The 26,606-nt window shown below is 53.4% G+C and carries 24 protein-coding genes and 3 pseudogenes; 6 read left to right on the plus strand and 21 right to left on the minus strand.

Annotation, left to right across the window (positions count from 1 at the left end):
- Positions 1-131 precede the first annotated feature (131 nt).
- Positions 132-1,139: an MBL fold metallo-hydrolase gene (locus QSJ10_RS08090; RefSeq protein WP_033017014.1), complete on the plus strand. Its 1,008-nt coding sequence runs from the start codon at positions 132-134 to the stop codon at positions 1,137-1,139.
- A gap of 43 nt (positions 1,140-1,182) precedes the next feature.
- Here QSJ10_RS08090 and QSJ10_RS08095 read toward each other — a convergent pair whose 3' ends face one another.
- The 5 genes from QSJ10_RS08095 to QSJ10_RS08115 all read right to left on the minus strand — a co-directional run bounded on the left by QSJ10_RS08095 (position 1,183) and on the right by QSJ10_RS08115 (position 6,581).
- Positions 1,183-2,028 carry a TIGR03943 family putative permease subunit gene (locus tag QSJ10_RS08095; RefSeq protein ID WP_053532847.1) on the minus strand — a complete coding sequence of 282 codons (846 nt, stop codon included), beginning with the start codon at positions 2,026-2,028 and terminating at the stop codon, positions 1,183-1,185.
- A gap of 15 nt (positions 2,029-2,043) precedes the next feature.
- Complete coding sequence (locus tag QSJ10_RS08100) at positions 2,044-2,910, minus strand: permease (RefSeq protein ID WP_033017017.1); 867 nt, start codon at positions 2,908-2,910, stop codon at positions 2,044-2,046.
- A 117-nt stretch (positions 2,911-3,027) separates the two neighbouring features.
- Positions 3,028-4,896 (minus strand): PTS fructose transporter subunit IIABC, encoded by a 1,869-nt coding sequence (locus tag QSJ10_RS08105; RefSeq protein ID WP_053532848.1) that lies wholly within the window; start codon positions 4,894-4,896, stop codon positions 3,028-3,030.
- 24 nt (positions 4,897-4,920) lie between these two features.
- A complete protein-coding gene (pfkB, locus tag QSJ10_RS08110; RefSeq protein WP_033017020.1) occupies positions 4,921-5,832 on the minus strand; it encodes a 1-phosphofructokinase in 912 nt (303 codons plus the stop codon).
- Positions 5,829-6,581, minus strand: a complete 753-nt coding sequence (locus QSJ10_RS08115; protein ID WP_053532849.1) for a DeoR/GlpR family DNA-binding transcription regulator — start codon at positions 6,579-6,581, stop codon at positions 5,829-5,831. The genes pfkB and QSJ10_RS08115 overlap by 4 nt, the downstream gene beginning before the upstream one ends.
- Before the next feature lie 229 nt (positions 6,582-6,810).
- Between QSJ10_RS08115 and QSJ10_RS08120 the strand changes: the two genes are divergently transcribed.
- The gene (locus QSJ10_RS08120; RefSeq protein ID WP_289492945.1) at positions 6,811-7,998 is read left to right on the plus strand and encodes an IS701 family transposase; all 1,188 of its coding nucleotides are present in this window, start codon (positions 6,811-6,813) and stop codon (positions 7,996-7,998) included.
- Between the two features lie 233 nt (positions 7,999-8,231).
- Here the strand turns inward: QSJ10_RS08120 and QSJ10_RS08125 are convergent, their stop codons facing one another.
- The 4 genes from QSJ10_RS08125 to QSJ10_RS08140 all read right to left on the minus strand — a co-directional run bounded on the left by QSJ10_RS08125 (position 8,232) and on the right by QSJ10_RS08140 (position 10,929).
- A complete protein-coding gene (locus QSJ10_RS08125; RefSeq protein WP_033017032.1) occupies positions 8,232-8,441 on the minus strand; it encodes a hypothetical protein in 210 nt (69 codons plus the stop codon).
- Between the two features lie 113 nt (positions 8,442-8,554).
- Positions 8,555-8,701, minus strand: a complete 147-nt coding sequence (locus QSJ10_RS08130) for a FeoB-associated Cys-rich membrane protein (protein WP_080706570.1) — start codon at positions 8,699-8,701, stop codon at positions 8,555-8,557.
- 14 nt (positions 8,702-8,715) lie between these two features.
- Entirely contained in the window at positions 8,716-10,707 is a 1,992-nt protein-coding gene (gene feoB / locus QSJ10_RS08135; protein WP_033017034.1) for a ferrous iron transport protein B, read from the minus strand.
- Positions 10,708-10,929 carry a FeoA family protein gene (locus QSJ10_RS08140; protein ID WP_033017036.1) on the minus strand — a complete coding sequence of 74 codons (222 nt, stop codon included), beginning with the start codon at positions 10,927-10,929 and terminating at the stop codon, positions 10,708-10,710.
- Positions 10,930-11,155: 226 nt separating this feature from the next.
- On the opposite strand from QSJ10_RS08140, the gene QSJ10_RS08145 reads away from it, so the two are divergent.
- Positions 11,156-12,115 carry a bile acid:sodium symporter family protein gene (locus QSJ10_RS08145; protein ID WP_033017038.1) on the plus strand — a complete coding sequence of 320 codons (960 nt, stop codon included), beginning with the start codon at positions 11,156-11,158 and terminating at the stop codon, positions 12,113-12,115.
- A gap of 163 nt (positions 12,116-12,278) precedes the next feature.
- Here the strand turns inward: QSJ10_RS08145 and QSJ10_RS08150 are convergent, their stop codons facing one another.
- The 5 genes from QSJ10_RS08150 to QSJ10_RS08170 form a co-directional block, all read right to left on the minus strand.
- A complete protein-coding gene (locus QSJ10_RS08150; RefSeq protein ID WP_033017040.1) occupies positions 12,279-13,205 on the minus strand; it encodes an endonuclease I family protein in 927 nt (308 codons plus the stop codon).
- A 63-nt stretch (positions 13,206-13,268) separates the two neighbouring features.
- On the minus strand, positions 13,269-14,774 hold the full coding sequence (locus tag QSJ10_RS08155) for a Na+/H+ antiporter NhaC family protein (RefSeq protein WP_033017041.1): 1,506 nt from the start codon (positions 14,772-14,774) through the stop codon (positions 13,269-13,271).
- Between the two features lie 164 nt (positions 14,775-14,938).
- The gene (locus QSJ10_RS08160) at positions 14,939-15,787 is read right to left on the minus strand and encodes a metallophosphoesterase (protein WP_033017042.1); all 849 of its coding nucleotides are present in this window, start codon (positions 15,785-15,787) and stop codon (positions 14,939-14,941) included.
- A 60-nt stretch (positions 15,788-15,847) separates the two neighbouring features.
- Positions 15,848-16,423, minus strand: a complete 576-nt coding sequence (locus tag QSJ10_RS08165; RefSeq protein ID WP_033017043.1) for a YkoP family protein — start codon at positions 16,421-16,423, stop codon at positions 15,848-15,850.
- 323 nt (positions 16,424-16,746) lie between these two features.
- A complete protein-coding gene (locus QSJ10_RS08170) occupies positions 16,747-17,052 on the minus strand; it encodes a MerR family transcriptional regulator (RefSeq protein ID WP_033017045.1) in 306 nt (101 codons plus the stop codon).
- Between the two features lie 181 nt (positions 17,053-17,233).
- On the opposite strand from QSJ10_RS08170, the gene QSJ10_RS08175 reads away from it, so the two are divergent.
- Positions 17,234-17,449 carry a Fur-regulated basic protein FbpA gene (locus QSJ10_RS08175; protein WP_080706572.1) on the plus strand — a complete coding sequence of 72 codons (216 nt, stop codon included), beginning with the start codon at positions 17,234-17,236 and terminating at the stop codon, positions 17,447-17,449.
- Positions 17,409-17,546, plus strand: a complete 138-nt coding sequence (locus QSJ10_RS08180) for a hypothetical protein (RefSeq protein WP_011231352.1) — start codon at positions 17,409-17,411, stop codon at positions 17,544-17,546. Before QSJ10_RS08175 ends, QSJ10_RS08180 begins: the two co-directional genes overlap by 41 nt.
- A 106-nt stretch (positions 17,547-17,652) precedes the next feature.
- On the opposite strand, the pseudogene QSJ10_RS08185 reads toward QSJ10_RS08180, so the two are convergent.
- The 6 genes and pseudogenes from QSJ10_RS08185 to QSJ10_RS08210 all read right to left on the minus strand — a co-directional run bounded on the left by QSJ10_RS08185 (position 17,653) and on the right by QSJ10_RS08210 (position 24,457).
- Positions 17,653-18,920: pseudogene (locus QSJ10_RS08185) on the minus strand (molybdopterin-dependent oxidoreductase).
- 11 nt (positions 18,921-18,931) lie between these two features.
- Positions 18,932-19,234 carry a nitrite reductase small subunit NirD gene (nirD, locus tag QSJ10_RS08190; protein ID WP_049626735.1) on the minus strand — a complete coding sequence of 101 codons (303 nt, stop codon included), beginning with the start codon at positions 19,232-19,234 and terminating at the stop codon, positions 18,932-18,934.
- Between the two features lie 221 nt (positions 19,235-19,455).
- Positions 19,456-21,882, minus strand: coding sequence for a nitrite reductase large subunit NirB (gene nirB / locus QSJ10_RS08195; RefSeq protein ID WP_053532762.1), 2,427 nt, complete (start codon positions 21,880-21,882; stop codon positions 19,456-19,458).
- 354 nt (positions 21,883-22,236) lie between these two features.
- On the minus strand, positions 22,237-22,641 hold the full coding sequence (locus QSJ10_RS08200; protein WP_014195972.1) for a DnaA N-terminal domain-containing protein: 405 nt from the start codon (positions 22,639-22,641) through the stop codon (positions 22,237-22,239).
- A gap of 18 nt (positions 22,642-22,659) precedes the next feature.
- Positions 22,660-23,059, minus strand: a pseudogene (locus QSJ10_RS08205) (acyl-CoA thioesterase).
- A gap of 222 nt (positions 23,060-23,281) precedes the next feature.
- A pseudogene (locus QSJ10_RS08210) lies at positions 23,282-24,457 on the minus strand (iron-containing alcohol dehydrogenase).
- A gap of 107 nt (positions 24,458-24,564) precedes the next feature.
- Between QSJ10_RS08210 and QSJ10_RS08215 the strand changes: the two are divergent.
- The gene (locus tag QSJ10_RS08215; RefSeq protein WP_033017050.1) at positions 24,565-24,783 is read left to right on the plus strand and encodes a hypothetical protein; all 219 of its coding nucleotides are present in this window, start codon (positions 24,565-24,567) and stop codon (positions 24,781-24,783) included.
- A 95-nt stretch (positions 24,784-24,878) separates the two neighbouring features.
- Here the strand turns inward: QSJ10_RS08215 and QSJ10_RS08220 are convergent, their stop codons facing one another.
- The gene (locus QSJ10_RS08220) at positions 24,879-26,315 is read right to left on the minus strand and encodes an aldehyde dehydrogenase family protein (protein ID WP_033017052.1); all 1,437 of its coding nucleotides are present in this window, start codon (positions 26,313-26,315) and stop codon (positions 24,879-24,881) included.
- Positions 26,316-26,606 lie beyond the last annotated feature (291 nt).

Raw genomic sequence — 26,606 nt, forward strand, 5'->3', positions numbered from 1 at the left:
CTGAACAAATATTTTGTAGAACAACGCAAAATTTGCTACCATTTAATTATAGCATATGGAACGGCCTCCCACCTGCCATCCCTGCATGGAAACGGGAGTCTCCTAGCAAAGTCCATTGGGGTGAAACTGCCGTGCCGAAACGATACACGAATCTCGACAACGTCTCGACGCACAAAACATGGACCGATTTCCGCCGCTGGCAGCGGGAACGGAAACAAAAGCAAAAAGACTTGTCGTACGTCGTACCGCACGCCGTGCCGCCGCAATGGAACCGGCTTCATCATCCGAACGGACGGCCGCAGCTTTGTTGGATCGGCCATTCGACGTTCGTCGTGCAAATGAACGGCATCACGATCGTCACCGACCCGGTTTGGGCGAAGCGGATGGGCGCGGCCAAACGCTTGACGGCTCCTGGTGTTCCGCTTGACAAGATGCCGCCCGTGGACGTTGTGCTCATTTCCCACGGCCACTATGACCATTTGCATTTCGGCAGCCTCCGCCGTTTGCACGGTGACCCGCACATATTCGTGCCCGAGGGGCTCGGCCGCTTGTTCCGCCGCCGCGGCTATCGCCGTGTCACCGAACTGTCATGGTGGGAAACGGCCTCCTTTCACGGCGTATCGCTCACATTTGTTCCCGCCCAACATTGGACGCGGCGGACGCTGTGGGACACGAACACGTCGCATTGGGGCGGATGGGTGATCACATCAAACGGCGCCCCCACCATTTACTTCGCCGGCGACAGCGGCTACTTCCGCGGCTTTCGCGACATCGGCGAACGCTTTTCCATCGACTATGCGCTCTTGCCGATCGGCGCGTACGAACCGGAATGGTTCATGGGGCCGCAGCACACGACCCCGGAAGAAGCGGTGCAGGCGTTTTTGGACTGCCGGGCCCGCCTGTTTGTGCCGATGCATTACGGGGCGTTCCGCTTGGCCGACGATACGCCGAAAGAAGCGCTTGACCGCCTATGGGCTGAATGGCGGCGGCGCGAATTGGAAGAGGAGCGCTTGCTTTGCTTGAAGCTCGGCGAGGTGATCGATGCCGCCCAAGCGTTGACGGCCCTTTCCCCATTCGACAATTCGTTCAGCCAAACAAGCGCAATCACCACGGTGAAACAAGCGCGGCAAAAGGAATGAGCGCAACTTTATCCAAAAGAGCGAGCCAGTCCGCGGCTCGCTCTTATTCATTGAATTGGCGGTATACGTACGGCTCCTTCGGTTTGGCCACCCTCTCCCATGACGTCACTTTTACATACGGAAGCGTCATATGAAACGGCTGGTAATACATGGTGGATAGCGTACCTTTCACATGAATCCATTCATCATTTTGAAGCGGCACCGTCTTTGGAAACTGAAGGAGCAGCCCGTACACCCCTGAATCCGCAACACAATGAATGATTCCAAAGCGAAGGAGAAACGCCTCATTGGCGCGCGTCGTTTCCTCACGGTAAACAAACCCGGTGAATTCAATGTCGCGGGCGGCGAATGCACCGGGAAACTGATAAATCGTTTCCATGGCATTTAAATAGTTTTGATCATTCAACTCCAAGCGAGCAAGACGACCATATTTTTTCAGCTCTTTTTCCATGGCATTTTGATAATCGTCCCGCCCATAATACATGCTCGTATCCGGACGCAAAAACTGCCGCTGGGCAAACGGATCGCTGCCGTCAGCTGCCATCCCAGGAACATGAATCCCTTTCGCCTTTACGACTTCAGAATCCAGCGTCGCAACGGGAAACAAGAAGGCGGAAACAAGCGGAAAAACAAAAATAAGGTAATTCACCGCCCGCTTCCAGCGCGCGGACGGCTCATGATGATGACCGCAGCATTCTTCCCCATGATCGTGCGGTTCCTCGTTGCGGCTTGCCAGCACAAATTGCGCGATCGTTAAAAAAGCAAACACAAACATCGCACTAAACGAAATATACGAATACCGCATATTAATGTATTTGCTCAACTCTCCAGTAATATATAAATGAAAAAACAAAAACGCAAACCCAAGCAAAATATACATGCGAATCATGCCGCCACCTCCTTGCTAGATCAATAGCGATCCGGCAAACACAAACAACGTGATATAGGAAATCAGTTTCCACACAAACCGGGCTCGGAATGACTGAAACAACATGAGCGTATTTTTCACATCGAGCATCGGCCCGTAAACGAGAAACGCTGCCAGCGCGTGAAACGGAAATGTGCTTTGAAACGACGAGGCGATAAATGCGTCCGCCTCGGAACAGAGCGACAGCACGAAGGCGAGCGCCATCATGACCAAAGAGGCCGCCACTTTCCCATTGCCGATCGACACAAGCGCCGACGTTTTCACATACGTTTGCATCGCCGAAGCAATGAACGCCCCAATGATCAAATACTTCCCGGTCGCAAAAAATTCATCGATCGTATGGCGCAGGGTGCCAACGATTTTCTCTTTCCAAGTACGGGGCATCATCGGCATCTCGCGCCGTTCATGGCGCAACTCGCTGCCTTCATGCCGAATCGCCATCACGGCGCCGACAGTGACGGCGACGGCGCAAGCGAACAGCGCCCGGCACAATACCATCGTCCAACTGCTTCCGAAAGCGATATACGTCGAAAACAGCACAACCGGATTGATGACGGGCGCCGTTAACATAAACGGCACGGCCGCGTAAAGCGGCACCCCCTTGGCGACGAGACGGCGGGTGATCGGCACGATGCTGCATTCGCATGAAGGGAAAAACACTCCAAGCAATGTGGCATAAACAATGGCCAAAAGGCGGTTTTTCGGCACCCACCGTTGTACGGCCTCTTCACTGACAAACATTTGAATGACTCCGGAAACAAACACCCCGAGCACGACGAACGGCAACGATTCAATCAATATGCTGATAAAAATCGTATTCAGCTGCAAAAACGTGTTCATCATGGGTTCTCCTCTCATTTACAACCGTTCATTTTACCATGAGAAATGGCCATTGTCATGAAAATTTGGTAAGAAAAATCAAAAAGGCGCTTCGCCTTTGGCGAAACGCCTCTTCTTCTATTATTCTTCCACTTCTTTTTTCCACAGCCCGACCATCAATGCGGTCACGATGGAACCAATCAAAATAGCCAATATATAAAGCCATGCGCTGCCTTTGACGATCGGGATGACGAAAATTCCGCCGTGCGGCGCCGGAAGTCCGATGCCAAACAGCATCGTCAGCGCCCCGGCTACAGCTGAGCCGACGATAATCGACGGAATGACCCGCACCGGATCGGCCGCCGCAAACGGAATCGCCCCTTCCGTGATGAACGAAGCACCCATGACATAGCACGTTTTTCCAGCTTCACGCTCGGCTTTCGTAAACTTTTTCTTAAAGAACGTCGTCGCTAGCGCCAAGCCGAGCGGCGGCACCATCCCGCCGGCCATAATGGCCGCATGCGGCGCAAAGTTGCCCGCTTCAATCATGGCCAGCCCAAACGTATACGCCGCTTTGTTGATCGGTCCGCCCATATCAACCGCCATCATGCCGCCCAACACCGCACCAAGCAGCACTAAGTTCGCGGTTCCCATTCCGGAAAGCCAATGTTTCAACCCTTCATTCAGCGCTTTGACAGGATCGATGACCACATACATCATGATGACGCCAGTGAGAAAAATGCCGAATACCGGATAGAGCAGCACCGGTTTAATCCCCTCAAGCGACTGCGGCAGGCGGCTGAACAGTTTCCGTAATCCGACGACCAAATACCCGGCTAGGAAACCAGCAATCAATCCGCCGAGGAAACCAGCGCCGCCGTTGGCCGCCATAAAGCCGCCGACCATCCCCGGCGCAAACCCTGGTCGATCGGCAATGCTCATGGCGATGAATGCGGCCAGCACAGGAACCATCAACGCGAACGCATTGCCACCGCCGATGTCCATTAACAGTTTGGCAAACGGATGATACGACGGATCGTTCGGGTCAAACGCTTTAATGCCGAACGTGAAGGAAATGGCAATCAAAATCCCGCCGCCGACGACAAACGGAAGCATATTTGATACGCCGTTCATCAAATGCTTGTAAAAACCGGTGCGCGGTTTCGCCGCCCCCACGCTGCCCCGCGCCGCACCGCCTGCCCGATAAATCGGCGCGTCTTGGCGGAGCGCCTGCTCGATGAGCTTCTCCGGCTCGCGGATCGCACGAGCGACCGGCACTTGGATGACAGGTTTCCCGTCAAAACGGTCCATGTCGACTTGTTTATCGGCTGCGACAATGATCGCCGCGGCTTCTTCAATCTCCTGTGCGGTGAGAGCGTTTTTCACTCCATCTGAGCCATTGGTCTCGACTTTGATGGATACCCCCATTTCGGCTGCTTTCGCCTTCAGTGCATCAGCGGCCATATACGTATGAGCGATTCCGGTCGGACAAGCGGTTACTGCCAGCACTTTCCGCCCGTTCCCTGCCTGCACCGCTTGCTGTGGAGCTTCTTGCTCGCTTTCTTTCGCGGCAACCAAACGGATAATCTCCTCCTCGCTTGAAGCGGTTTCAAGCTGAGCACGGAACGATGCATCCATCAACATCGACGACAAGCGGGCGAGCGCCTCAAGGTGCATCTGCTCCCCGCCTTCTGGCGCGGCGATCATGAAAAACAAATGGCTTGGCTTGCCATCGAGCGACTCATAATCAATGCCTTCCACTGAACGGCCGAACGCCACCGCCGGGCGCTTGACCGCCGCCGTTTTGGCGTGCGGAATGGCGATGCCGTCGCCAACGCCGGTCGTGCTTTGTTTTTCCCGCGCCCAAATGGCTTGCTTAAACACTTCCACATCGCTGACCGCTCCCGCTTCGGCAAGCTTTTCAGCCAGTTCATCAATGACTTCGCCCTTTGTCTTCGCTTGAAGCGCGAGAATCATCGTTTCTTTTGTCAACAAATCTGTAATCTTCATTGGCCCAATCCCCCTTTATTTTCTTTATAAATGCACGATATGGACGCGGTCGACGAGCGCTTCCACTTCCTCTTTCGTACACAAATCTTCCGAAAACGCGGTCGCGCTTCCAGCGGCGACACTGTAAGCGAATGCTTCCTCAATCGATTTCCCATCCGCTTGAGCGGCCAAAAATCCAGCGACCATTGAATCGCCCGCCCCGACCGAATTTTTCACCGTTCCTTGCGGCGCTTCGGCAAACAACGCTGTTTCCTCGTTGAAGTAAAACGCCCCGTCGCCGCCCATTGACACAATGAGATGTTCCACTCCCTTTTCCACCAGTCGTCGGCCATACAACACGATGTCTTCTCTTGTCACCATCGCAACACCAAACAGTTCGGCCAGCTCATGATGGTTCGGCTTAGCCAAAAACGGGCGGCACGCAAGCAACGCCCCGAGCGCCGGACCGCTCGTGTCGACAACAAGGCGAACGCGCCGGTTCACCGCCCGAGCCGCTAATCGCTCGTACATGTCCGCCGGCAGCGACGTCGGCGCGCTTCCAGCAAGAACAAGCACATCACCGGCCGAAAGCGCTCCAATTTTCGCGATCAATTGCGCGGCATCGTCATCGGCAACCGCCGGGCCTTCGCCGTTAATTTCCGTCTCCCGCCCCGCTTTCAGTTTGACGTTAATGCGCGTTTGCCCTGGGACATGAACAAAATCGCAGGCAATGCCTTCTTTCCGAAGTTCGCTTTCAATGAACCCGCCGGTAAATCCGCCGATGAACCCAAGCGCCGTGCTGTCAACACCCAAGCGCTTCAACACACGCGACACGTTGATCCCTTTCCCGCCCGGAAATGTGAACGTTTTCACCGAGCGATTCAGTTCGCCAACATGAAGCTCATCGAGATGAACGATATAATCAACAGATGGATTCAACGTACATGTGTAAATCATGGAGCCACAACCTCTACTGTTGTTTTTGTTCGATACAAATCGTTCCACTCTTCATCCAATTCATCGGTGATCAACACCGCTTCATACAAATCCGCAATTTTTGCGAACGCGCTTTCATTCAACTTCGAATGGTCTGCAAGCACATACGCACGCTGCGCCAGCTGCATGGCCGTATATTTCACCAGCGCCTCTTCCGGGTCCGGCGTCGTATAGCCATAGTCGTAATGAACACCGTTTGCGCCGATGAAACATTGGTCGAAGCGGTACTGCCGCAGCGACTCGATGGCGCCGCGCCCGATTAACGCTTTCGTCTTCGGCTTGATCATGCCGCCGACCAAATACGTCGTGACGTTATGCTCAAGCAGCCGCTCGACATGCATCACGCCGTTCGTCGCCACAATGACCTCTTTGCCAGCCAAATGCGGAATCATTTCCCACGTTGTCGTTCCCGCATCCAAATAGATGCAGTTTCCTTTTTGTACCAAGCTGGACGCATAGACAGCGATCCGCCGCTTTTCTTCGATATATTTCAGCGATTTTTCCGACACGCTCAACTCTTCGCGCTTCTGCTGCAACAAGGCCGCCCCGCCGTGCACACGGCGCAGTTTCTTTTCGGTCTCAAGCTGTGTCAAATCACGGCGAATCGTCGACTCTGACGCCCCGGTCGCGTCAACGAGCTCTTGCAGCTTGATGACTCCTTTTTGCGCCAACAGGTCCAAAATGAGGCGGTGGCGTTCTTCGGTCAGCACACTCCCACCTCCGATCATCGGGGATATCGCTTACAACTCTATCATATCCCAAGACAACGAAAAAATCAATCAAAAACATTCATTATCACTCAATATTAATCAAAAATACTGTAGATGAGCAAATTCACTGACATAAATTGACAACTAAACAAAAAAGGAGACATGAACCGGACTCCTTGGGTAAAATAGATGTGTTCAAAACCCATTCACACAAGGAGGTTCATGTCTCATGAATAGATTAGCACATCACCAAGGAATCCACAAGTTTTTCTTCACGCTGGGGTTGACGCTGCAGCTTTCCAAACCGGTCATCAAGCATCTCATTCATATTGTCGATGCCTTGACCACCAAGGGATTCTCGGGAACATTGACTGATATTCATTACTGGAGCTTTCATCCGAATCATCGAACGACGCTCCGTCACTTTTTCACGAAAAGCCCTTGGAACGAGGAAAGGCTGCTTGGGAAGCTTCAAGAGTGGATCCTTTCCCAGGTCGAACGACTGGCCAAACGGAAGAATCAACCCCTTTTTGTTTCGATTGATGATACGATTTGCCAAAAAACGAAGCCTTCGTCACGGGCTGTGCACGCCATTCAAGGGTGCGACTGGCACTACTCGCATAAAGATCATCAATCGGTCTGGGGGCATTCGCTCGTTTGGCTGATGGTGCACACCTTCACGCAGGCGTTCCCATTTGCGTTCCGCCTGTATGACAAGAAAGCGGGAAAAAGCAAGATCGACCTGGCGATCGAGATGCTTTCCTCGCTCAAGGTGAAGCGGGCTCAGCCGGTGTATGTGCTCATGGATTCGTGGTATCCGTCCAAAAAGCTCATCGAAGCCTGTCTGAAACAGGGATTCCATGTCATCGCGATGCTCAAGACGAACCGGATTCTCTACCCGAAAGGCATCGCCATCCAAGCCAAGCAGTTTGCCCGCTATATCGAGTCCAAAGACACCCGCCTCGTCACGGTGGGGCAGGAGCGTTATCGCGTGTATCGCTATGAGGGGGCCATCCATGGCCTCGATGACGCGGTGGTGCTGCTGGCTTGGAAGGCGGATCAGCCGATGGCGCCGGAACATCTTCATTGCATCTTGAGCACCGACCGGGAACTCGGGGACGAAGACATCTTGCGTTACTACGCCCAGCGCTGGACGATCGAGTGCTTTTTCCGGCAGGCGCAAGATCAACTGAAGCTGGATGGATACCGCGTTCGCCACATTCGGGCGGTGAAACGGTATTGGGCGGTGGTGTTGCTCTCCTGCGTGTACAGCATCGCCGAATCCCGACAAAACCTCTCCACCAGGCTGGAGCTTCTTCGGTCGCGGAAAGACCACAGCGTCGTCGAGTTCATTTATGACGCTGCAAAGCAAGATATTCCCATTGATGTGATCAAAAAACAGCTCCGTATCGCGTAAGGAAGACCCTGTTTGTCTCTTAAGGCATGGGAATTATTGTAATGAAAAATGCTCATCTACAGTAATACACAAAATGCGGGCCAATTTCGGGTCAAGTTCAATTATTGCGTGAAATTCCATCGCCAACCCAGTAAACTTGGATGACAGGACCACAACGTCGTTTTTTGCTGCTTTGTTTTTACGCAACTGTGCGAACCTTGATCCAAAGACGCCTTTTCGCTATTCGCAGCTTTTCATACTTTTACCTTGCGGCAGGTATTGAGTATTGTCAAAAGTTTATCCTCCACACTCACGGTCTTCCCTTGAGTTTCAACGGTTGAACGAAAAAAGCTTTCTACCCCCGGTGTTTCGGCCATCATTGAGACAACAACACCCAACAGCCAAAACAAAGAGCGGCCTGATCTTTTGTCCTCCAGAGCCCGTTGAAACGAAAGTTTGCCCATTGCATCCCCGCTTATTTTTTGGCTATCCTACAACCATGGAAGCGAAAATCTTTCGTCGGAAAATGAAAAAACGGATTCCGATCATCGTCAGGAATCCGTTTGTCTTGAACGAATTATCTCTCCGTCCCGCAGCTGCCTCGGCAATGGTCCGCTGCATGGCATGACGCGCACGCCCCTTTGGCGCTTTTTTTCACGTGTCGGACCATCGTCCAGCCGGCGTAGGCAAAAATCGCTCCGCCAATGATGATATTCGCCATCATCATATTCTCTCCTTTCATGGAAAACCTACTATCTTTCCAGCTTGGTAGACAAGAAGTGAAATCATATAAGCAACCGTTAAGGAGATGCCAATCGACAACAGCGTCCATTTCCACGATCCGGTTTCTTTGCGGATCGCCGCCACGGTTGCCAGACACGGAGTGTAAAGCAGGACGAACACCATAAAGCTGAACGCCGACAGCGGCGTAAACTGGGCAGCAATCACTTTCTTCAGCCCGCTTGCTTCATGAACGTGGTAAATAATATTCATCGTCGACACCACAACTTCTTTCGCCAAAAAACCGGTGATCAACGCGGCGCCTGCCTGCCAGGCGCCAAAGCCAAGCGGCGACAACAACGGTGCGATCAACCCGCCGATCGCAGCCAGCAAACTGTCATCCATTGGAACGCCAACCCCACGCGGCCCGACATACGTCAGCAGCCAAATGGCGACCGAACCGCCGAAAATAAAGGTTCCTGCTTTGCGGATGAATCCTTTCCCTTTTTCCCATGTGCTTCGCCATAGTGTGAGCGCCTGCGGCACGCGGTATGGCGGCAATTCAATGACAAACAGCGAATTTTCGTTTTTCAAGAGCGTCGATGAGAACAACTTGGCAAGCCCCAAAGCCACTACAATGCCAAGCACGTAAAGCGAAAACACGACAAGCGCCTGCTCGCGGGCGAAAAACGTGCCGGCAAACAAGGCGTACACCGGCAAGCGGGCGGAACACGACATGAACGGCAGCGCCAAGATCGTCATGAGCCGCTCTTTCGGCTGCTCAATCGTCCGCGCCGCCATCACTCCAGGAACGTTGCAGCCAAAGCCAATGATCATCGGGATAAACGCCTTGCCGTTTAACCCGATCGCTTCCATCACCCGGTCCATCACCATCGCCACGCGCGCCATATATCCAGAATCTTCAAGCAGCGAAATGAAAAAGAACAAAATGAAAATTTGTGGCACAAACACCAACACCCCGCCGACCCCAGCAACAACGCCGTCCAAGACGAGCGCCTTGATAAACGGCGATGCCCCTGCCCAGTCGAGAAAACGGGACAACCCATCTGCCAGCGGACCGGAGAAAAACGCATCAAGCCGATCGGCAAGCGGCGTCCCCAGCCAGTTAAACGTCAGCATAAACACCACATACATCAGCGCCAAAAAAATCGGCAGCCCAACGTAGCGGTTCGTCACCACCGCATCGATTTTTTCCGTCCATGTCAACGGCTTATGTTTGAACTCAATGGCTGAAGCAGCGATCACCTCAGCGATCCAACGGTCGCGCGCCTCGTAAATATGCTTGGCGAGCGCGCCGCCAAGCGCCCGCTCCGTCTCCGCGCGAATCGCCGCGAGCGGCGAAAGGTTCATGCTATTATGCAAATACGCAGCCATGCGTTCATTTCCCTCAAGGAACTGCAACGCCGCCCATCGTTTGTTTCCAGGCACATCGTCCGGCAGCTGCTCGGCAATGCGTCTGATGGCGTTCTCCACTTCGGCGCCGTAATCGATTGTGATTGCCGGGTGCGGCTTATCTTTTGCCGCCAAAACGGCGTGAACCAATTCGTTCGTTCCTTTTCCGGTTCGGGCGATGACCGGGATAACAGGAACGCCAAGATACTTCGACAGTTTAGCGGCGTCCACTTTCACGCCTCGTTTTTCCGCCACATCAACCATGTTGAGCGCGATGACAACGGGACAGCCAAATTCCAGCAGCTGAACGGTCAAATGCAAATTGCGGCGCAACTGCGACGCGTCAACGATATTGACAATCGCTGAGCACGGCTCGGTCAATAAAAAATCAGTCGCCACTCCTTCATCACGGGACAGCGGCTGGAGCGAGTAAATGCCGGGCAAATCGACGACCGGCACACCGTGTTGGCGAAGCACTCCTACTTTCTTCTCGACCGTTACCCCACTCCAGTTGCCAACATATTCATAAGAGCCGGTTAAACAGTTAAACAATGACGTTTTGCCGGTGTTCGGATTGCCAAATAGAGCGACATACATTTATCTCACCTCAATCGACGCCGCCTCTTTGCGCCGCAAGCCGATTGCCTGCCCATCGACTTCGACCATCACCGGTCCGCCAAACGGCATCGCCGCTTTCAACCGCACCATTTTTCCTTCTTTCACCCCTAGATGAAGAAGACGCTGTTTCAGTGCCTCCTGCTCCACGGCCAGACGGACGACGACCGCTGTTTCCCCTTTATGCAAATCAGTCAGCACCATGATCATTTCCCCCTGTTTTTCTATCCGCTCTCCTGTGGTTCAATAATGATTCTTCTTCTCAATTTCAATCATACCATAAGCTAAGAAAAAAGGAGTGACATTTTTCACAATCATTCCTCATTGTCACCATTTCTTCAAAATTCGCCACCTCATCAGTTGAATTTTTCTGAAAAGTATATATAATTTTTTGTATATCTTTCCCATCTTTGCTCAAGGAGGAAGCTCAATGAACACACTAGGAAAAATCAGCAACTTTGTCGGCAACACCTTTGCCATCTGGGTGCTTCTGTTTGGAGCGCTCGCCTTTTTCGCTCCCAGCGCATTTACGTGGATCGCTCCGTATATCGTGCCGCTTCTAGGCATCGTGATGTTTGGCATGGGATTGACGCTGTCAGCGAACGATTTTAAAGAGGTGTTCAAGCGTCCGCTTGATGTGTTAATCGGCGTCGTTGCCCAGTTTCTCATCATGCCGCTTGTCGCGTTTTTGCTCGCTTATTTCTTGCCGGTTTCGCGTGAAGTGGCGCTTGGCATTATTTTAGTCGGCTGCTGCCCGGGCGGAACGGCGTCCAACGTCATGACGTATTTGGCGAAAGGGGACACGGCGCTGTCGGTCGCCGTCACCTCGGTTTCGACGATTTTGGCGCCGATTTTGACGCCTTCGCTCATCTTGCTTTTAGCTGGAAAATGGCTGTCCGTATCCGCTGCCGCGTTGTTTTGGTCAATCGTCAAAGTCGTGCTGATTCCGATTGTTTTAGGGCTCATCGCCCAGGCGCTGTTCCAAAAGCAAGTAAAAGCGTGCATCCCGGCGCTGCCGCTCGTTTCGGTCATCGCCATTGTAGCCATCGTCGCCGCCGTCGTCGGGCAAAACCAAGCCGCCATTGCCAAAAGCGGGCTTCTTATTTTTCTGATTGTAGTCGCTCACAACGGATTGGGGCTGCTGCTTGGGTATTGGTTTGCCAAACTGTTTCGCCTGTCGCCGCCAAAACAAAAGGCGATTTCCATTGAAGTGGGCATGCAAAACTCTGGGCTTGGTGCGGCCTTAGCGACCGCCCATTTTTCGCCGCTCGCCGCCGTTCCAAGCGCTATTTTCAGCGTCTGGCACAATATTTCCGGTCCGATGGTCGCAACATACTTCCGCAAACAAGCAGACCGCCACGCGGCGGACGAACAAACCATTTCCGCTTGATCTCTTTCACACTTTGTCTAGCAGCAAGGCAAAAAGCTGTCCCCGAAAGACGGTCGTTTATTTCGGGAGACAGCTTTTTTGCCATCACTCTTGTTTCTCCACTTCCAAGCGATTCAGATGCGCTTTGGAAACAAAAAAGCCGATATTCGCCTTCAACCTCATTTCACAACGCCCCCTCAAACGGAAACACCATCCTTCCCGCTAGTTCCGGGAAATCAATGAACGGATTGCGGTTGCCTTGGATGAAAAAAATCGCGCTGTTGCGATGATGCTCATACACTGTCGGCGGAAATTGTTCGTGCCAACGGACAAGGAGCGGAATATCGATTTTGCGCCGAAACGACTTCGCGATTGCCTTCGGGTAGCGAAGCAGAAAGTACAGCATCGCCCTTGCCGCCGTCCCTTTGCCGTATTCCGGCTCGAAATAGCCGTTATGGACGACGCCACAGCGGTTTTGGATTTGTTCGTCGGGATCTTCCGGATTGTAAAACGGGAAATCCGCGTACGGAAAATTCGACCGCATCGTATTGCACTCCGGCTGGCAGACGAACAAATGATGCAAATCGCCTTTCATCGGTTCACGCGCGCCAAACCATGACTGCGGGACAACATGTTCGGCATTGAATTTCCACTGCTGCTCGATCGTGTTCACCCGCTCGTGCACCTCGCCCGGCCCTTGTTTGGCTTTTTTCAGCAGCTGGCGGAATTCGTCATAACGCCGCTTCATCGTTTCCACATCTTGGACGATTAACGTTTTCGGATCTTTCCGCTCGCCCGAATACAAGCTGCGCACCGTTCCGTCCGGCTGCAAGTCGATCCATGTGTACAAATACTCATCCTTGCTGAAAAAATACGGCAGCCGTCGCTTATGGGTGCGCGCCGCTAATTCATGATAGCGGACAAACAACATCAATCCATCCCCTTCAAGCGGCAGACGGCGGTAATACCGTTCGCGCGCCCGCTCATCTTCTGCGGCCTGATGATACGCATCCTCCACCGCGAGCCGCTCATTCAGCTGCTCGAGCCGTTCTTTCGGATCTTCCTCCCGCCATTGGCCGAGCTCCTCAAGCCGCCGTTCCGCCTCTCCCATCAGCGTTCCCCTTTCTTTTTTCTTTTAGTGTATCACGGAAGACGAAAGAGGGCGATAACGGCGTTAATGCAAAAGAAACGATGTCGCGCCGAACAAAACGGCGGCGATGCCGGCGGCGATCAACGACGGAATCAGCTTCGTTCGCGCGTATTCCATCACCGGCAAATCCAAAATAGTGCAAAGCGTCACCGTATTGTCGCTAAGCGGCGACGCAAACGCCCCGAACGTCCCACTCGCAAACACCGCGCCGATGACCGGCAAAATGTTCGTTCCCGACTGGCTCGCGAGCGTCACACCAAGCGGCATCAACATCCCCCACGTCCCCCATGACGAGCCGATGAAGTAGGAAATGACGGCGCCAAGCAAAAACAAAATCGGGGCGACAAAAAACGGCGGAATCCATTGTTGCACATGGCTCGTAATGTATTGGGAAAACCCTAAGTCTTCCGCCACCGCCGACAGCGCCCAAATGAGCGCCAACATGACAATGACCGACATCAGCTCATTGCCGCCTTTCACAAAATGGGTCAACAAATCGTTCAATTTAAATCGTTGCCAAAGGAAAAAGGCGACAGCGATAATTACAGTAAACAACAGCGCCTCCAACATCGCGCCGAGCGCATCGCTCCGCAAAAAAGCATCCCAAAACGTCCGCGCTCCGCGATGGCCGTCCCACCAGCTTAAAAACAGCGTCAAAACAAGAACGACTGAAAGTGGAACGATCAAATTCCACGGTTTCACCGGCGTTTCTTTCTGATAGGCGCGCGGGCATGTCTGCATCGCGTCCCCTTCTTCCCCTTGCGCTTCGTTCGGCTCGCTGCCATCAGGCTGCTGTTCTTCCGCCATTTCGAGCGCCAACCGCTTGTTCCAGCGCCGAATCGGCTCCATTCCCCGCGCTTCGCTCACCGCCGCCTGCTTTCGCCGCGAATAAACAAAAAAACTATAGTAGAGCCCAACAGCGATAATCGCGTACGAGAAAAAGTTAAACGGAATGCTTCGGACGTACACGATGTACGGCTCCGCACCGATGCCGGCCGTATCAAGCGCCTTGTCGATGACCGACACCATATAGCCGACAAAGGCAGTGGCGATCGGAATCAAGGCAACGACCGGGTTGGAAGTCACCTCAATGGCAAAGCCGATTTGCTGGGACGACAGCCCGAGCCGTTTGCTCAGCGCCTTCATGATCGGCGCGACGGTGACGATGCGAAAATCGGGGTCGCTGAATGTCACCATCGTCGATATCCACGTCAAGAACATGGCGGTTTTCGCCGACTTCACTTTTTTGCTGACGAGATGGACGAATCCTTTGATTCCGCCGGTGTATTTGATCATGCTGACAAGGCCGGCGAACACATACAAGAACATGATGATGCGGATGTTGTTCGTCTGCATCAAGTTATCGACGACGTAATGAAGCATCGTCCGCAGCCCACCAAGCAAGGACGGGGTCATCAAATAACTGCCAACCAACAGCCCGACAAACAGCCCCGGGATGACTTGCTTCGTCCAAATCGAAATCGGGATGACGACGAAAAATGGCAAGAGAGCTTTCCACGACGGTTCCATTGGCCATTCACTCCTTTCTTTAAAAAGTATGGCGATTGTTTCCTCTGTCTATGCAATCCGCAGCGAATCTTCATCCAACAACACGGAAACAGCTGCGAAAAAAGTGCAAGAGGACATACATGAATGAAACCGCTTTCCTGCCCCGAAAATAAAAAAGCTGCCTATTAGACAGCTTTCACTGCTTCTTTTTGGGACGAGAGCGCCAACAAATGGAGCGTCATCTCCGGCTTCGAGCCGACTCGGATGTTTACCCCGGTTTGCCCGAGCCCTTCGTTAATGTAAAACGGTTTCCCGTCCCATTCGTGATAGCCTTTGATCATATCCCGTTCGGTGAGCGTTTTGCTCATTTTCGCCAAATGGTACGGCTTTGGCCAATGAATTTGTCCGCCGTGGAAGTGGCCGGACAACAAGTAGTCAAAATGATAGTCTTTCATATGCGGCACGATGTCTGGATCGTGCGTCAACACGAGGTTAAGGCCGTCTTTGACGCCCGCATACGCCTTTTCAATGTCGCTGCGCCCCGTGTAAAAGTCATCGATGCCAATGATATTGACGGTGTGACCGTTGACGGTAATCGTCTTCGTCTCGTTTTGCAAGACGACGCAGCCGTGCGCCTCAAGCGTCGCTTTCAGGCGCTCGAACGACTCGCCTTGCAGCACGTAATCGTGGTTGCCAAACACGGCGTACATGCCATATGTCGGATTCAACTGTTTCAACGCCGTCAAATACGGACCGAGTTTGACAATGCTTTCCTCACGGTCCAAAAAGTCGCCCGTTAAGGCGATCAAATCGATGCGCTCCCCTTTCAGCTTTTCATACACATCATCCGGGGAAATGGACAGCTTTTCCAAATGAAGGTCAGACAGCTGCAAAATGCGGATGGCGCGGTTCCCACCATCCAGACTGCCGACCTGAACTTTATGCAAAACCGCTTCATACGTGTTGCGGTGGGCTTTGCGAATGGCCAAAACAAGCAATAAAAAGATTGATAGAATAATGAAAACGAACGTCATTGTCTTCTCTCCTCCCTCCATCACTATTATAGTGAAACGGAGGAGAGAAGAAAGAGGGAGTTAGTGGATGAGATGGTAACCATACAATGAAAACAACTTTTCCTTCGACATCAACAAATATTTCGGCGGGCGAACAAGCGGCATGAGACGGTGTTGGGCCACTGTCATCATCGGCCAATGGGATGCCATTTTCAACCAACGGTAAAATGAATCCGCTATGTCAATGACATCAAATCCGAGTCTCTCACAACCTTTGTTTAACATCGTTACGCCGATAATCCCTTTTATGCAGGCGGACTGTTCGTGATGGTAAAGATAATGGGCAACATACGGCAAACTGGCCTTCACCTGTTCGAAAATATAACGTCCTTTTTGAATATCACCTCGATACTGCATCAGTTCGCGAAGCAGACGAACATTATGAAGGTGAATTTTCAACAGCCAGTCATTGGCCGCAATCGTCGTTCCGTCCGAAAGGCGAATGGTTTCACCCTTGTATCGAAGCAAACGGACGCGAAAAATGGAACGACAGCCGTTCTCTTTCCCACCAACATATTCGAGGCGTGAACATGCATAATAGAGCGGATCCATCAGTCCCCATACAGACAACAGCCACTGCGTCGCTTTGCTTCTCATTGGCGGCATCCTTCCCCTGTTCGTTCTATCCATTTACATTATGGAATCGATCGAGCGGCATTATAAATGGAGAAAAAAGGAGAAAAGATGGCTGCATGACCAGTCGGGAGACGTGCGTACTGAGGTCCAGTTCCATTTCGCCCCCTGCTCGAGGCTTTATCAAAAAAAGCGCGCACGAATCTCTATGCGCGCCAAACAACCATGCTCTTATGATTGGACAAACGCCACTGTGTTTACATCCTGTTGGCACACGGCCAGGCGGTTTTCCGCATGCTTTGCTTCCAAGCAGGGGATGCATCCAAAATTCGAATCTGCCCGCGCCCCTAGGAACGCATCCGAAAATGCGCATTCATTTGCCCTTTCAACATCCGCTCACGCAGCTCTTTCGTCATTTCCTGACGGATTTCCCACGTCGACACCCCTTCCTCGCGCTGATTGGCAATTTTCATCAACTGCTCCACATCGGCGAACGAATATTTGCGGATGCCTTTCGAACGGTCAGGGAACACAAGCTTCCGTTCCTCGTAATAACGAATTTGCCGCTGCGACAGCCCGGTCAGCTCGCTGACAATCCCGATCGAAATGACTTTTTTGTATTTGTAATGATCCTCTTGAGGATGATCTGTCATACTCCTCACCTCAATTCGTTGTATTTTCTAACGTAATTATACAAAAAATGATGTTAGCCCGCTAACTTTTGTAAATAAAATTAACATATTTTTTTAAATTTCCTGTAAATGTACTTAACACATTTGCTGTACACTGAAGAAAAAGATAGTATGGTAAAGGTAAAAACAGGGAGGGAATCGAATGGGGACATGGATGAGAAACGCCGTGCGGAAGAAAAAGCAATTTTATATTGAACAGCTCGTACGGTTCGGCTTAGCCGCTGACCGTGATCGGTTTGAAGAATGGACAATGGCCGAACTGCGACGCGAATACGAACGATTCCACCCCGCCCACACGATCGAAGGAGGACGCCGCCATGGACAAACAAGCGCTCGAACTGGCCAAACGCATCATTGAACTCGATCTTGAGCGCGACGCGATGTTTGAGCAACTGATCGCGCTCATCGGCAACCGAGCAGATGAACTGCTTCGATTTTTGCAAAATCGATTGTAAAACGATCGCAAATGAGAAAGTGCCCTGAATTTCTTCACGGGCACCTTTTTTCACCCTCATTCTTCAACAGAAATCCTTCCGAAATCAGCGCCAAGGCTGGAAAAACTTAAGAAACGCCGCGAACCCCCCTCTTTGTCAACCTAAAGAAAGGACTGTGTTCCCGACGGAGAACGGCTGACCCCCCCTTTCGCGGCAGCTCATCCGGCGCAACGCCCCATACGCTTGCGATATACCGCCGGTGTTGCGGATGCTCAATGCTTCGGTAGCCCGGCAGCTGATCGGCTTTTTGTCCATGCTCGCGCCCGCCCTGCCCGTTCCCTTGTCCGATGATCGAGCCAAACCCAGAGCCAGGACGGCCGATGTTTCCGGTTGCCAGCACGACGTTGATCCACTGTCTGACCGCCGCATAGCTGTCCGTCTGCTGCTCCAAGCCGCGCGCCGTGAGCACGATCGCATCGGCCGCCTCCCCGTACTTTCGCGCCGCTAAGCGAATCTTCTCTTCCGGCACGTCAGTCAGCCGGACGATCTCATCCATCTCCACTGCTTCTATGTGCTGTTTCCATTCGACAAACCCAACCGTCCGCTCGCGCACAAACGCTTCATCGATATATCCTTCGTCAAGCAGCACTTTCCCGATGCCGACGGCCAGCGCCGCATCCGTTCCGGGCTTGAGCGGCAGGTGCAGATCCGCCAACGCCGCCGTTTTCGTTTCCCGCGGATCCACCACGATGATAAAAGCGCCGTTCTTCTTCGCTTCATAAAAATACGGCATCAACTTCGGCTGGCATTCGGCGACATTGGTTCCAGCTAAAATGATCGTCTGGGCGAGTGGAATGTCGGAGAGCGGATTTGTCAACCCGCGGTCAAGACCAAACGCGTCGTTCATCGCGGCCGCGGTAGCCGGCATGCAAAAACGGCCGTTGTAGTCGATGTGCCGCGTCTTGAGCGCCACGCGGGCAAATTTCCCGAGCAAATACGCCTCCTCGTTCGTCAAGGATCCGCCGCCGTAAACAGCAAACGCATCGACTCCATCTCCTTCTGAATGGAGATGATTCGTTCCGCGATCAGCGAAAGCGCCTCCTCCCAACGGACCCGCACAAACCGGCCGCCCACTTTCGCAAGCGGAACCAACAGCCGCTCGGGATGCAAAGCGTGCTGGTAGGCGTTCATCCCCTTTAAACAAAGGCGGCCGTTGGACGTCGGGTTGTCGGTCGGGACCGCCTTGTAGCGGCGCCGCTCTACAATCCGCTCCTCCACCAGCTGAAGCGTGCACTGGACGCTGCAAAACGGACATTGCGTCGCGGCAGCCGTTTCTGACGCCCGTTCTTTTTCCTTGGCGCGAAAGTAGCGCAGCAATTCGTTCGTCATCGCCATTCCCCCGCTTCCTACAGCTCGACATATACCAAGCCGTCTTTCACCGCCGCGCGGTACGTTTTGACACACCCTTCATCCGGCGCCTGCACCCGGCCGTCTTTCAGGCAAATTTTCCAATCATGGAGCGGACAAAACACAAACTCGCCGCTCACAATACCTTGTGACAAATCGCCTCCTCGATGCGGACAGCGGTTTTCAACGGCAAATACTTGATCGTCACTCGTCCGGAACAACGCCAGCTCACGATTCCCGACCCGCACGCATTTTCCGAGCCGCTTCGGCAGCTGTTCCAATGTTCCCACTTCCACCTTCATCCTCTCTTCGTCCTCCCTCTGCATCGATGTCTGATCCTGTTTGGCCATTCCTTTACAAACTTTCATGAACAACAACGTAAAATCGTCGTTTCGCAAACGAAAACCTCGTTTCCGGCTGGACGATGGCCATCATTTCCCTCTCTTCGTTCCAGCATTGATCCTAACCCATGATCAATCCAGGCGGCGGAACATCAACTTTTTCCGCCCGCCGTCATCCCCCTTCATTCCACCGGCACCGGCTCTTTGTCGCCGATATCGCGGAACAACAGTTGCTGCACTCTCTCGTTTTCGACGATGTCCCGCCACGGATCTGTTGTCGTGGAAAGAGCTTTGTGAAGCCGCTCAAGCAGCGCGCGGCGCGTTTCCACATCGAACAACACTTCGCGGATATGCTCAAGCCCGACGCGCTCGACCCATTTGGACGTCCGTTCCAAATAATGCGCGGACTCGCGGTAATATTGCAAAAAAGCACCAGTCATCTCGATCACTTCGTCTTCCGTCTTGACCGTGCAAAGCAAGTCAGCTGCACGCAAATGGGTGCCGCCGTTGCCGCCGACATAAATCTCCCATCCGCCCTCGACGCCGACGACGCCGACATCTTTAATGCCCGATTCCGCACAGTTGCGCGGGCAGGCGGAGACGGCCATTTTCACTTTATGCGGCGTTTTCAGCCGCTCAAATGTTTGTTCCATCCGAATGCCAAGCCCGGTCGAATCTTGCGTCCCAAAGCGGCAAAACTGCTTGCCGACGCACGTTTTCACCGTCCGAAGCGCCTTGGCGTAGGCGTAGCCTGACGGCATGCCGAGATCGGCCCAAATGCGCGGCAAATCTTCTTTTTTCACCCCAAGCAAGTCAATGCGCTGCCCGCCGGTGATCTTAATCATCGGCACGTTGTATTTTTCCGCGACATCAGCGATGTTCCGCAGCTGTTCGGCTGTCGTCACCCCGCCATATATGCGCGGCACAACGGAGTACGTGCCGTCGGCCTGGATGTTGGTGTGCAGCCGCTCATTGACAAACAAGGATTCCGCTTCTTCATCGTACTCGCCCGGATACAACATGCCCAGGTAATAATTGAGCGCCGGACGGCATTTCAAACACCCTTCCTCGTTTTTCCATCCCAATACACTCATCACTTCTTTGACCGTCATCAACCGTCTTTGTTCGATGGCCTCGAGCACTTCCTCACGGCTTAAGTCCGTGCAGCCGCAGATCGTTTCTTTCGCCGCATACCGGTTCGCTTCTTCACCAAGCATATGCTCAAGCAGCTCGGCGACAATCCCTTTGCATCTGCCGCACGAGCGAGACGCGTTCGTATAGTCGCGCACCTCGGCGACCGTCTTAAGCCCGTGTTCGGCAATCGCCTGACAAATCGCGCCTTTTGTCACCCCGTTGCAACCGCAAACCACATCGGTGTCGGCCATCGCCGCCGCAAGGCTTCCCTTCCCGCCTAAAGCGGCTGGGGCAAACAGCGACAGCGAGAGCGCCTCAACCGAATCGCCGCGCTGGATCATATCGAACAGCTTTCGACCTTCGCTCGTATCGCCAAACAGCACCGCCCCAACGATTTTCCCTTGGCGAACGACGACTTTCTTGTACACCGAGCGCGCTTCGTCATACAGTTTGATCGACTCCGTCCCTTCGCCATCCATAAATTCACCAGCCGAGAACACATCGACACCGGACACTTTCAGCTGAGTCGCAACGACCGATCCTTCATACGGCTTTCCTTTTCGGCCGCAAATCGCCTCTGCCAGCACTTTCCCCTGCTCATAAAGCGGAGCGACGAGCCCATACACAACACCGCGATGTTCCGCGCATTCACCGACCGCGTAAATGTGCGGCACGCTCGTTTCCAAGTAGTCATTGACAACGATCCCTCGATTCACTTCAATGCCGCTTCTCCGCGCTAAATCAACATTCGGACGAATGCCGACCGCCATCACCACCAAGTCGGCGGCAATGGACGTACCGTCCTTAAACCGCACTCCTTCCACACGGCCGTTGCCGAACAATTCAGCCGTCTCTTTGCGAAGCAAAACGTTCATCTCTTGTTTCTCCAGCTCCCGCTGCAGCAGCTTGGAAGCGGTCGGATCAAGCTGGCGTTCCATCAAATAGTCGAAAATATGGATGACATCGACATCCATCCCTAAGTGAAGCAACCCGCGCGCCGCCTCCAAGCCAAGCAGGCCGCCGCCGATGACCGCCGCTTTTTTGTATGTCTTCGCATATTCGATCATCCGCTCGCAATCTTGGATATCGCGAAACGCCGTCACCCCGGGCAAATCCGCCCCCGGCACCGGCAAGATAAACGGATTCGACCCTGTCGCGAAAATCAATTCATCGTATTCGACTACCCTCCCACGGTCGGTCCGGACAAGCCGCCGCTTGATGTCGACTTCCGTCACCGTTTCGCCGACAAACAGCCGAATGCCGTTTCGTTCGTACCATTCCCAACTGTTCAACGTAATGTCATCAAGACGCGTATCTCCTTGCAGCACCTCCGACAACAAAATGCGGTTATAGTTCGGATGCGGTTCGCTGCCAAAAATCGTGATCTCAAACGCCTCGCGGTCAAGTTTCAAAATCTCCTCGATGCAGCGAACCCCCGCCATGCCGTTGCCGATTAACACGAGTTTTCGTCTCACGTCGCCATCCCTCCATCTTCGTTACTTTGTTTATCGTCATCGATGCAGCCAAAGTCGGATCGTCATCACCAGCAGCTCCCATAATCCGACTGTTTTTGTTCGCATCACCCTCACAATTTCCCCTTTGCCTTGGCTGTGCCCATCATATCACGTCAAACATGAAGCATGCATTTTTTTGTAAGATTATATAACACAATTTTAACAAGAAACATAATAATCATATAAAAATAAAAAATCAGATTAATATACGTATTTGTCGAAAAATGTAACTTTTTTATAACCATAAAAAAGCGACCTTCCGCTTGATGGAGCGGAGGCCGCTTCTTGTTGGAGGTTTACTCGTTAAGGGGATCATCAGTGAATCGGACGGGATTCCAGCAATTCATCGATAATGCGCGCGTAGTGGTCAATGCGCCGCTCCAGCTCCTCCATCTGCCGCTCAAGGCGGGTGACGTATTGACGGAAGGTCATCGGAGCGCCGAATCGCTGTTCGAGCCGCTCTTCGATTTTCTGCCGCTCGCCGTGGACAGAGACGAAGATGCGCATCTCGCGGCCGAACACTTCGCGGACGGTTTCACTGATGAGTTCGCCGTATCTTGTTTGCAGCCATTCACATTGAATGTCGTTGAGGCATTCAATGATGAGCCAATCGTCATCCACCGTCGCCGACGTCGAGGCAAACCACGTGTCAAACGACGGGCCGGGCAGCTTTTGCGCAAGCTTCGTTTTCACTTGTTCCCAAAGATGGTGCTCCTTCACACACTCACCTCCTTTCGTCTACTCGCCTGGCTGCCATACATGTTCGCGCAATTTCGCCCGAATGTCATCCGGAATCGGTTCAGGCCGCCCGGTGTCAAAATTGAAATTGACATACACCGCCCGCCCTTTCGCGCACACCACCCCGTTTTGGTGGATTTCTTCATAAATCGTGAGGCTTGTGTTGCCGATGCGCCCAATGCCGGTATACACAGTCACATCTTGCCCATAATACAGTTGGTTGACGTAGTCAACCTCCATGCGGATGATCACCATCCGCCAACGTTTGAATGACAAGTCAGGTGTAAACAGCTTGAAAATTTCATGCCGCCCTGCTTCAAACCAAACGGGCACTGTCGTATTGTTTATGGCCGACTCCGTCCGTTTCTGACACGCGCGGCGTAATGACAGTCGTAAACACGAACGCCCCTCCTCCACAAGAACTGGAATCGTCTTTTGTCGAATTTCGGCGGCTGATGTATATGTGTTCGCTTCACGACGTGGAAATTCCTGCTTCACCATCAAGAAAACATGAAAAACGTCGCCCCTTGAGCGGAAGGGGGATCCAACTTGAGAAGTGAGACCCTATTTCCAACAGCCAAAGAAAAAACAGGAGCCTGAAGCAGCCCCTGTTTGTTTCTCCTCACCCTTTATCCGGTTCGACGATCGTCCCTGTAAACGCTGCTTGATAAATCGCGCGGATGTCGGCTTCCGAAAGCGGCATCGGGCTGCGGGCGAGCAGCCGTTTTTGCTGGACGGCGTCTTTCGTCAGACTTTCTAATGCGCTTTCCGGAATGCCAAAACCGCTGAGCGTCTTCGGAATGCCGACATCGGCGACGAGGCGCTCAAGCTCCTCGACGCAGCGGTGCGACGCCTCCTCCTCTGATAAAAAGCTCGAGTTGCCGCCGAGGGCGTTTAAGATATCAGCCATTCGTTTCGTGCAGCTTTGGCGAATGTAGCCCATCACATACGGCAAGAGCACAGCATTTGATTCGCCATGGGCGATATGAAACTGTCCGCCGAGCGGATACGCAAGCGCATGCACGCCCGCCACGCCGGCGTTGAAAAACGCCAACCCAGCCAGGTAGCTGCCGTTCGCCATATCGATGCGCGCCTGTTGGTCCGCTCCATGTTCCACCGCCTTGCGCAATGAGGCGCATCGCCTGAAGCGCCAAGCCGTCCGACGTCGGGCTCGCATTGACCGACACGTACGCCTCGACCGCATGGGTGAGCGCATCGATCCCAGTCGCCGCCGTCACCCGCGGCGGGACGGAAACCGTAAGCTGCGGGTCGACGATCGCCACATCCGCCAACAAATAGTCATGCGTCACGACATCTTTCGGCGTGTCTAGCGACAAGACGGAGATGTTCGTCACCTCCGACCCGGTGCCTGATGTCGTCGGAATCAATATTTTCGGCAATCCTTTTTTCTCAAGCGTTCTCGTCCCCGTCAAGTTTAAATAATCGGCGACCGAACCTTTATGCACGGCCAAAACAGCGGCCAGTTTCGCCAAATCCATCGCGCTGCCGCCGACCCCGATGACGAGATCAAACTCTCCGCCGCGGGCAAACGCCACCGCCTTTTCCCCCGTTTCAAGCGGCGGCTCCGGCACAACATCCGTATACACATGCACGCTGCACCCTGCTTGCCGGAGCGGAGATGCCACTTGCTCGACGAGACCGAGTTTTTCAAGCGCTGGATCGGTGATCACCAACACGTGTGTACCCCCAAGCCTTTTTACTTCTGGAACCAACTGCGTAAGCGCCCCCCCCAGCCGACATAGCTGAGCGGCGGAAAGACGATGCGGGATGCGGTCATCAATACTGCCCCTTTCTTTCATTCGTAGTATCCTTCTGTGGATTTGCGAAATTGGCTAAATTGTTCTGCATCATGACCAAACCAAATTACCCGAGAAGCCCCATCCGTTGCGCGAGAAAGGTCGCTGGCCGCAAAATGCGGTCTTGACAGCAGAGCTTGCGAATGACCTCAAACCTCGGCACGGAGGACTGAAAACGTTCTTGCATACAAGCCGAAGCCTGCTTCTCGTGAAAAAAGCATGGTTCAGCAAACAGCTCGAGCATCAATACCACCTGTCTGTTCTCGCCTCGAACCGTTGGGGATATATTCTGGAAAAGCATGCTTAAACATACAGCCTTGGAGTGCCACTCTCTCCAAGGCTGCGCAACTATTCTTCTAGAATTTTAGGAACAAACTTTACTCCAATCTCTTCTCATCCCGCTTAATTCTGGTTAAAAATAATCAATTTCAACTCCGTCATTTCCTCGATCGCATAGCGGATCCCCTCGCGGCCAAACCCGCTTTCTTTCACGCCGCCGTACGGCATATGGTCGACGCGGAACGTCGGGATGTCGTTAATCAACACGCCGCCAACGTGCAGTTGTTTCGCCGCTTTCCACGCGGTATGGACGTTGTCGGTGTAGATGCCCGCCTGCAAGCCGTAGCGCGAGTCATTGACCAGTTCAATGGCTTCATCGATCGAACGGACGCGGTTGATCAAGACGATCGGGGCGAACACTTCTTGGCAAGACACTTTCATCGTCGGTTCGGCGTCCACAATGACCGTCGGAAGCAAGATATTGCCGTCGCGCTCGCCGCCGAGGACGACGTTTGCGCCGCCTTGTTTCGCCTCCTCGATCCAAGAGAGCGCCCGGTCGACATCGTTTGGCGTAATCAAGGCGGATACATCGGTGGTTGGATCCAACGGGTCGCCTGTTTTCAACTGTTTCGCGGCGGCGACAAATTTTTCGACGAACTCGTCATAACGATTCTCATGCACGTAAATGCGCTGGAGTGAAATGCACACCTGCCCTTGGAACGTGAACGCACCGAACACGCAGCGCGGGATGATGCGGTCAAGATCGACCTGTTCATCGACGATCACGGCCGAGTTCGAGCCGAGCTCGAGCGTCACCCGCTTTAAGCCAGCTTTATTGCGGATCGCGATGCCGACTTCCGGGCTGCCGGTGAAGGTGATCATGCTGATGCGCGGGTCGGTGACGATTTTGTCGCCGACCGTGCGGCCGCTTCCGGTGACGACGTTGAGCGCCCCTTTCGGCAAACCGGCTTTTTCGAACAGTTCGGCAATAAAGTAGGCGGACAGCGGCGTTTGGCTGGCTGGCTTCAACACAACGGTGTTGCCCGAGGCGATGGCCGGGCCAAGTTTATGGGCCACCAAGTTCATCGGGAAGTTAAACGGCGTAATCGCTCCAATGACGCCGATCGGCTCGCGGACCGTCAAGGCGATGCGATGTTCCCCGCCCGGCGCGGCGTCAAGCGGCAGCGTTTCCCCGTGAATGCGCTTCGCTTCTTCGGCGGCGAATTTGTACGTTTGGATCGTGCGGGCGACTTCCCCTTTCGCCGTGGTGATCGGTTTGGCTGCTTCCAGTGCGATCAACCTTGCCGCTTCTTCCTGCCGCGCTTTCAGCTGCTCGCCGACCCGCTCTAAAATGGCGGCTCGTTCATGCGCCGGCATAGCCGCCATCGTTTGCCGCGCGGCGTACGCCGCCGCGATCGCTTCGTCGACTTCTTGTTCGGTGGCCACAGGGATTTCGGCAATCGTCTCGCGTGAGTATGGCGATTTCAGCTCCGTGTACGACTTGGCTTCCCGCCATTTGCCGTTGATGTATAGCTTCTGTTTCTGCACCGCGATTGACATCTTTTCACCCTTCCCTTCTTTTAAGCACGCGGCCGAAAATTTCCCCTTCAGTATATGTCCCGCATGCCCTGTTTATTTGTTTCATTCGCCATCGCGCATGAAAATTCTTCCACTTGTCCTTTGTTTACGAAAGCCGTCCGTTGCCATGCAGCGCCATCATTCGCCTCTCTCGTTACGGGTGACGTTCCCCTCTCTATGATAACACTCCGTCGCTCGGTTTGCCGCCAAACTGCTTGCCCCTGTTCGTGGAAAGACAAGCAACATAGCCCTTGGTCACCGGATGCCCAACAT

This window comes from Geobacillus stearothermophilus ATCC 12980 (genome assembly GCF_030369615.1).
Taxonomy (GTDB): domain Bacteria; phylum Bacillota; class Bacilli; order Bacillales; family Anoxybacillaceae; genus Geobacillus; species Geobacillus stearothermophilus.

Coding starts and splice junctions, on each gene's coding strand:
- QSJ10_RS08150 (WP_033017040.1), bottom strand. CDS start 13,205: ATGGGAGAGGCGGAACGGCGGCTTGAGGAGCTCGGCCAATGGCGGGAG.
- QSJ10_RS08100 (WP_033017017.1), bottom strand. CDS start 2,910: ATGATGAACACGTTTTTGCAGCTGAATACGATTTTTATCAGCATATTG.
- QSJ10_RS08105 (WP_053532848.1), bottom strand. CDS start 4,896: ATGAAGATTACAGATTTGTTGACAAAAGAAACGATGATTCTCGCGCTT.
- QSJ10_RS08130 (WP_080706570.1), bottom strand. CDS start 8,701: ATGATGGCGAATATCATCATTGGCGGAGCGATTTTTGCCTACGCCGGC.
- QSJ10_RS08175 (WP_080706572.1), top strand. CDS start 17,234: ATGGGGACATGGATGAGAAACGCCGTGCGGAAGAAAAAGCAATTTTAT.
- QSJ10_RS08120 (WP_289492945.1), top strand. CDS start 6,811: ATGAATAGATTAGCACATCACCAAGGAATCCACAAGTTTTTCTTCACG.
- QSJ10_RS08180 (WP_011231352.1), top strand. CDS start 17,409: ATGGACAAACAAGCGCTCGAACTGGCCAAACGCATCATTGAACTCGAT.
- QSJ10_RS08170 (WP_033017045.1), bottom strand. CDS start 17,052: ATGACAGATCATCCTCAAGAGGATCATTACAAATACAAAAAAGTCATT.
- QSJ10_RS08095 (WP_053532847.1), bottom strand. CDS start 2,028: ATGATTCGCATGTATATTTTGCTTGGGTTTGCGTTTTTGTTTTTTCAT.
- QSJ10_RS08220 (WP_033017052.1), bottom strand. CDS start 26,315: ATGTCAATCGCGGTGCAGAAACAGAAGCTATACATCAACGGCAAATGG.
- QSJ10_RS08125 (WP_033017032.1), bottom strand. CDS start 8,441: ATGGGCAAACTTTCGTTTCAACGGGCTCTGGAGGACAAAAGATCAGGC.
- QSJ10_RS08165 (WP_033017043.1), bottom strand. CDS start 16,423: ATGAGAAGCAAAGCGACGCAGTGGCTGTTGTCTGTATGGGGACTGATG.
- pfkB (WP_033017020.1), bottom strand. CDS start 5,832: ATGATTTACACATGTACGTTGAATCCATCTGTTGATTATATCGTTCAT.
- QSJ10_RS08145 (WP_033017038.1), top strand. CDS start 11,156: ATGAACACACTAGGAAAAATCAGCAACTTTGTCGGCAACACCTTTGCC.
- QSJ10_RS08140 (WP_033017036.1), bottom strand. CDS start 10,929: ATGGTGCTGACTGATTTGCATAAAGGGGAAACAGCGGTCGTCGTCCGT.
- QSJ10_RS08155 (WP_033017041.1), bottom strand. CDS start 14,774: ATGGAACCGTCGTGGAAAGCTCTCTTGCCATTTTTCGTCGTCATCCCG.
- QSJ10_RS08160 (WP_033017042.1), bottom strand. CDS start 15,787: ATGACGTTCGTTTTCATTATTCTATCAATCTTTTTATTGCTTGTTTTG.
- nirD (WP_049626735.1), bottom strand. CDS start 19,234: ATGAAGGTGGAAGTGGGAACATTGGAACAGCTGCCGAAGCGGCTCGGA.
- feoB (WP_033017034.1), bottom strand. CDS start 10,707: ATGTATGTCGCTCTATTTGGCAATCCGAACACCGGCAAAACGTCATTG.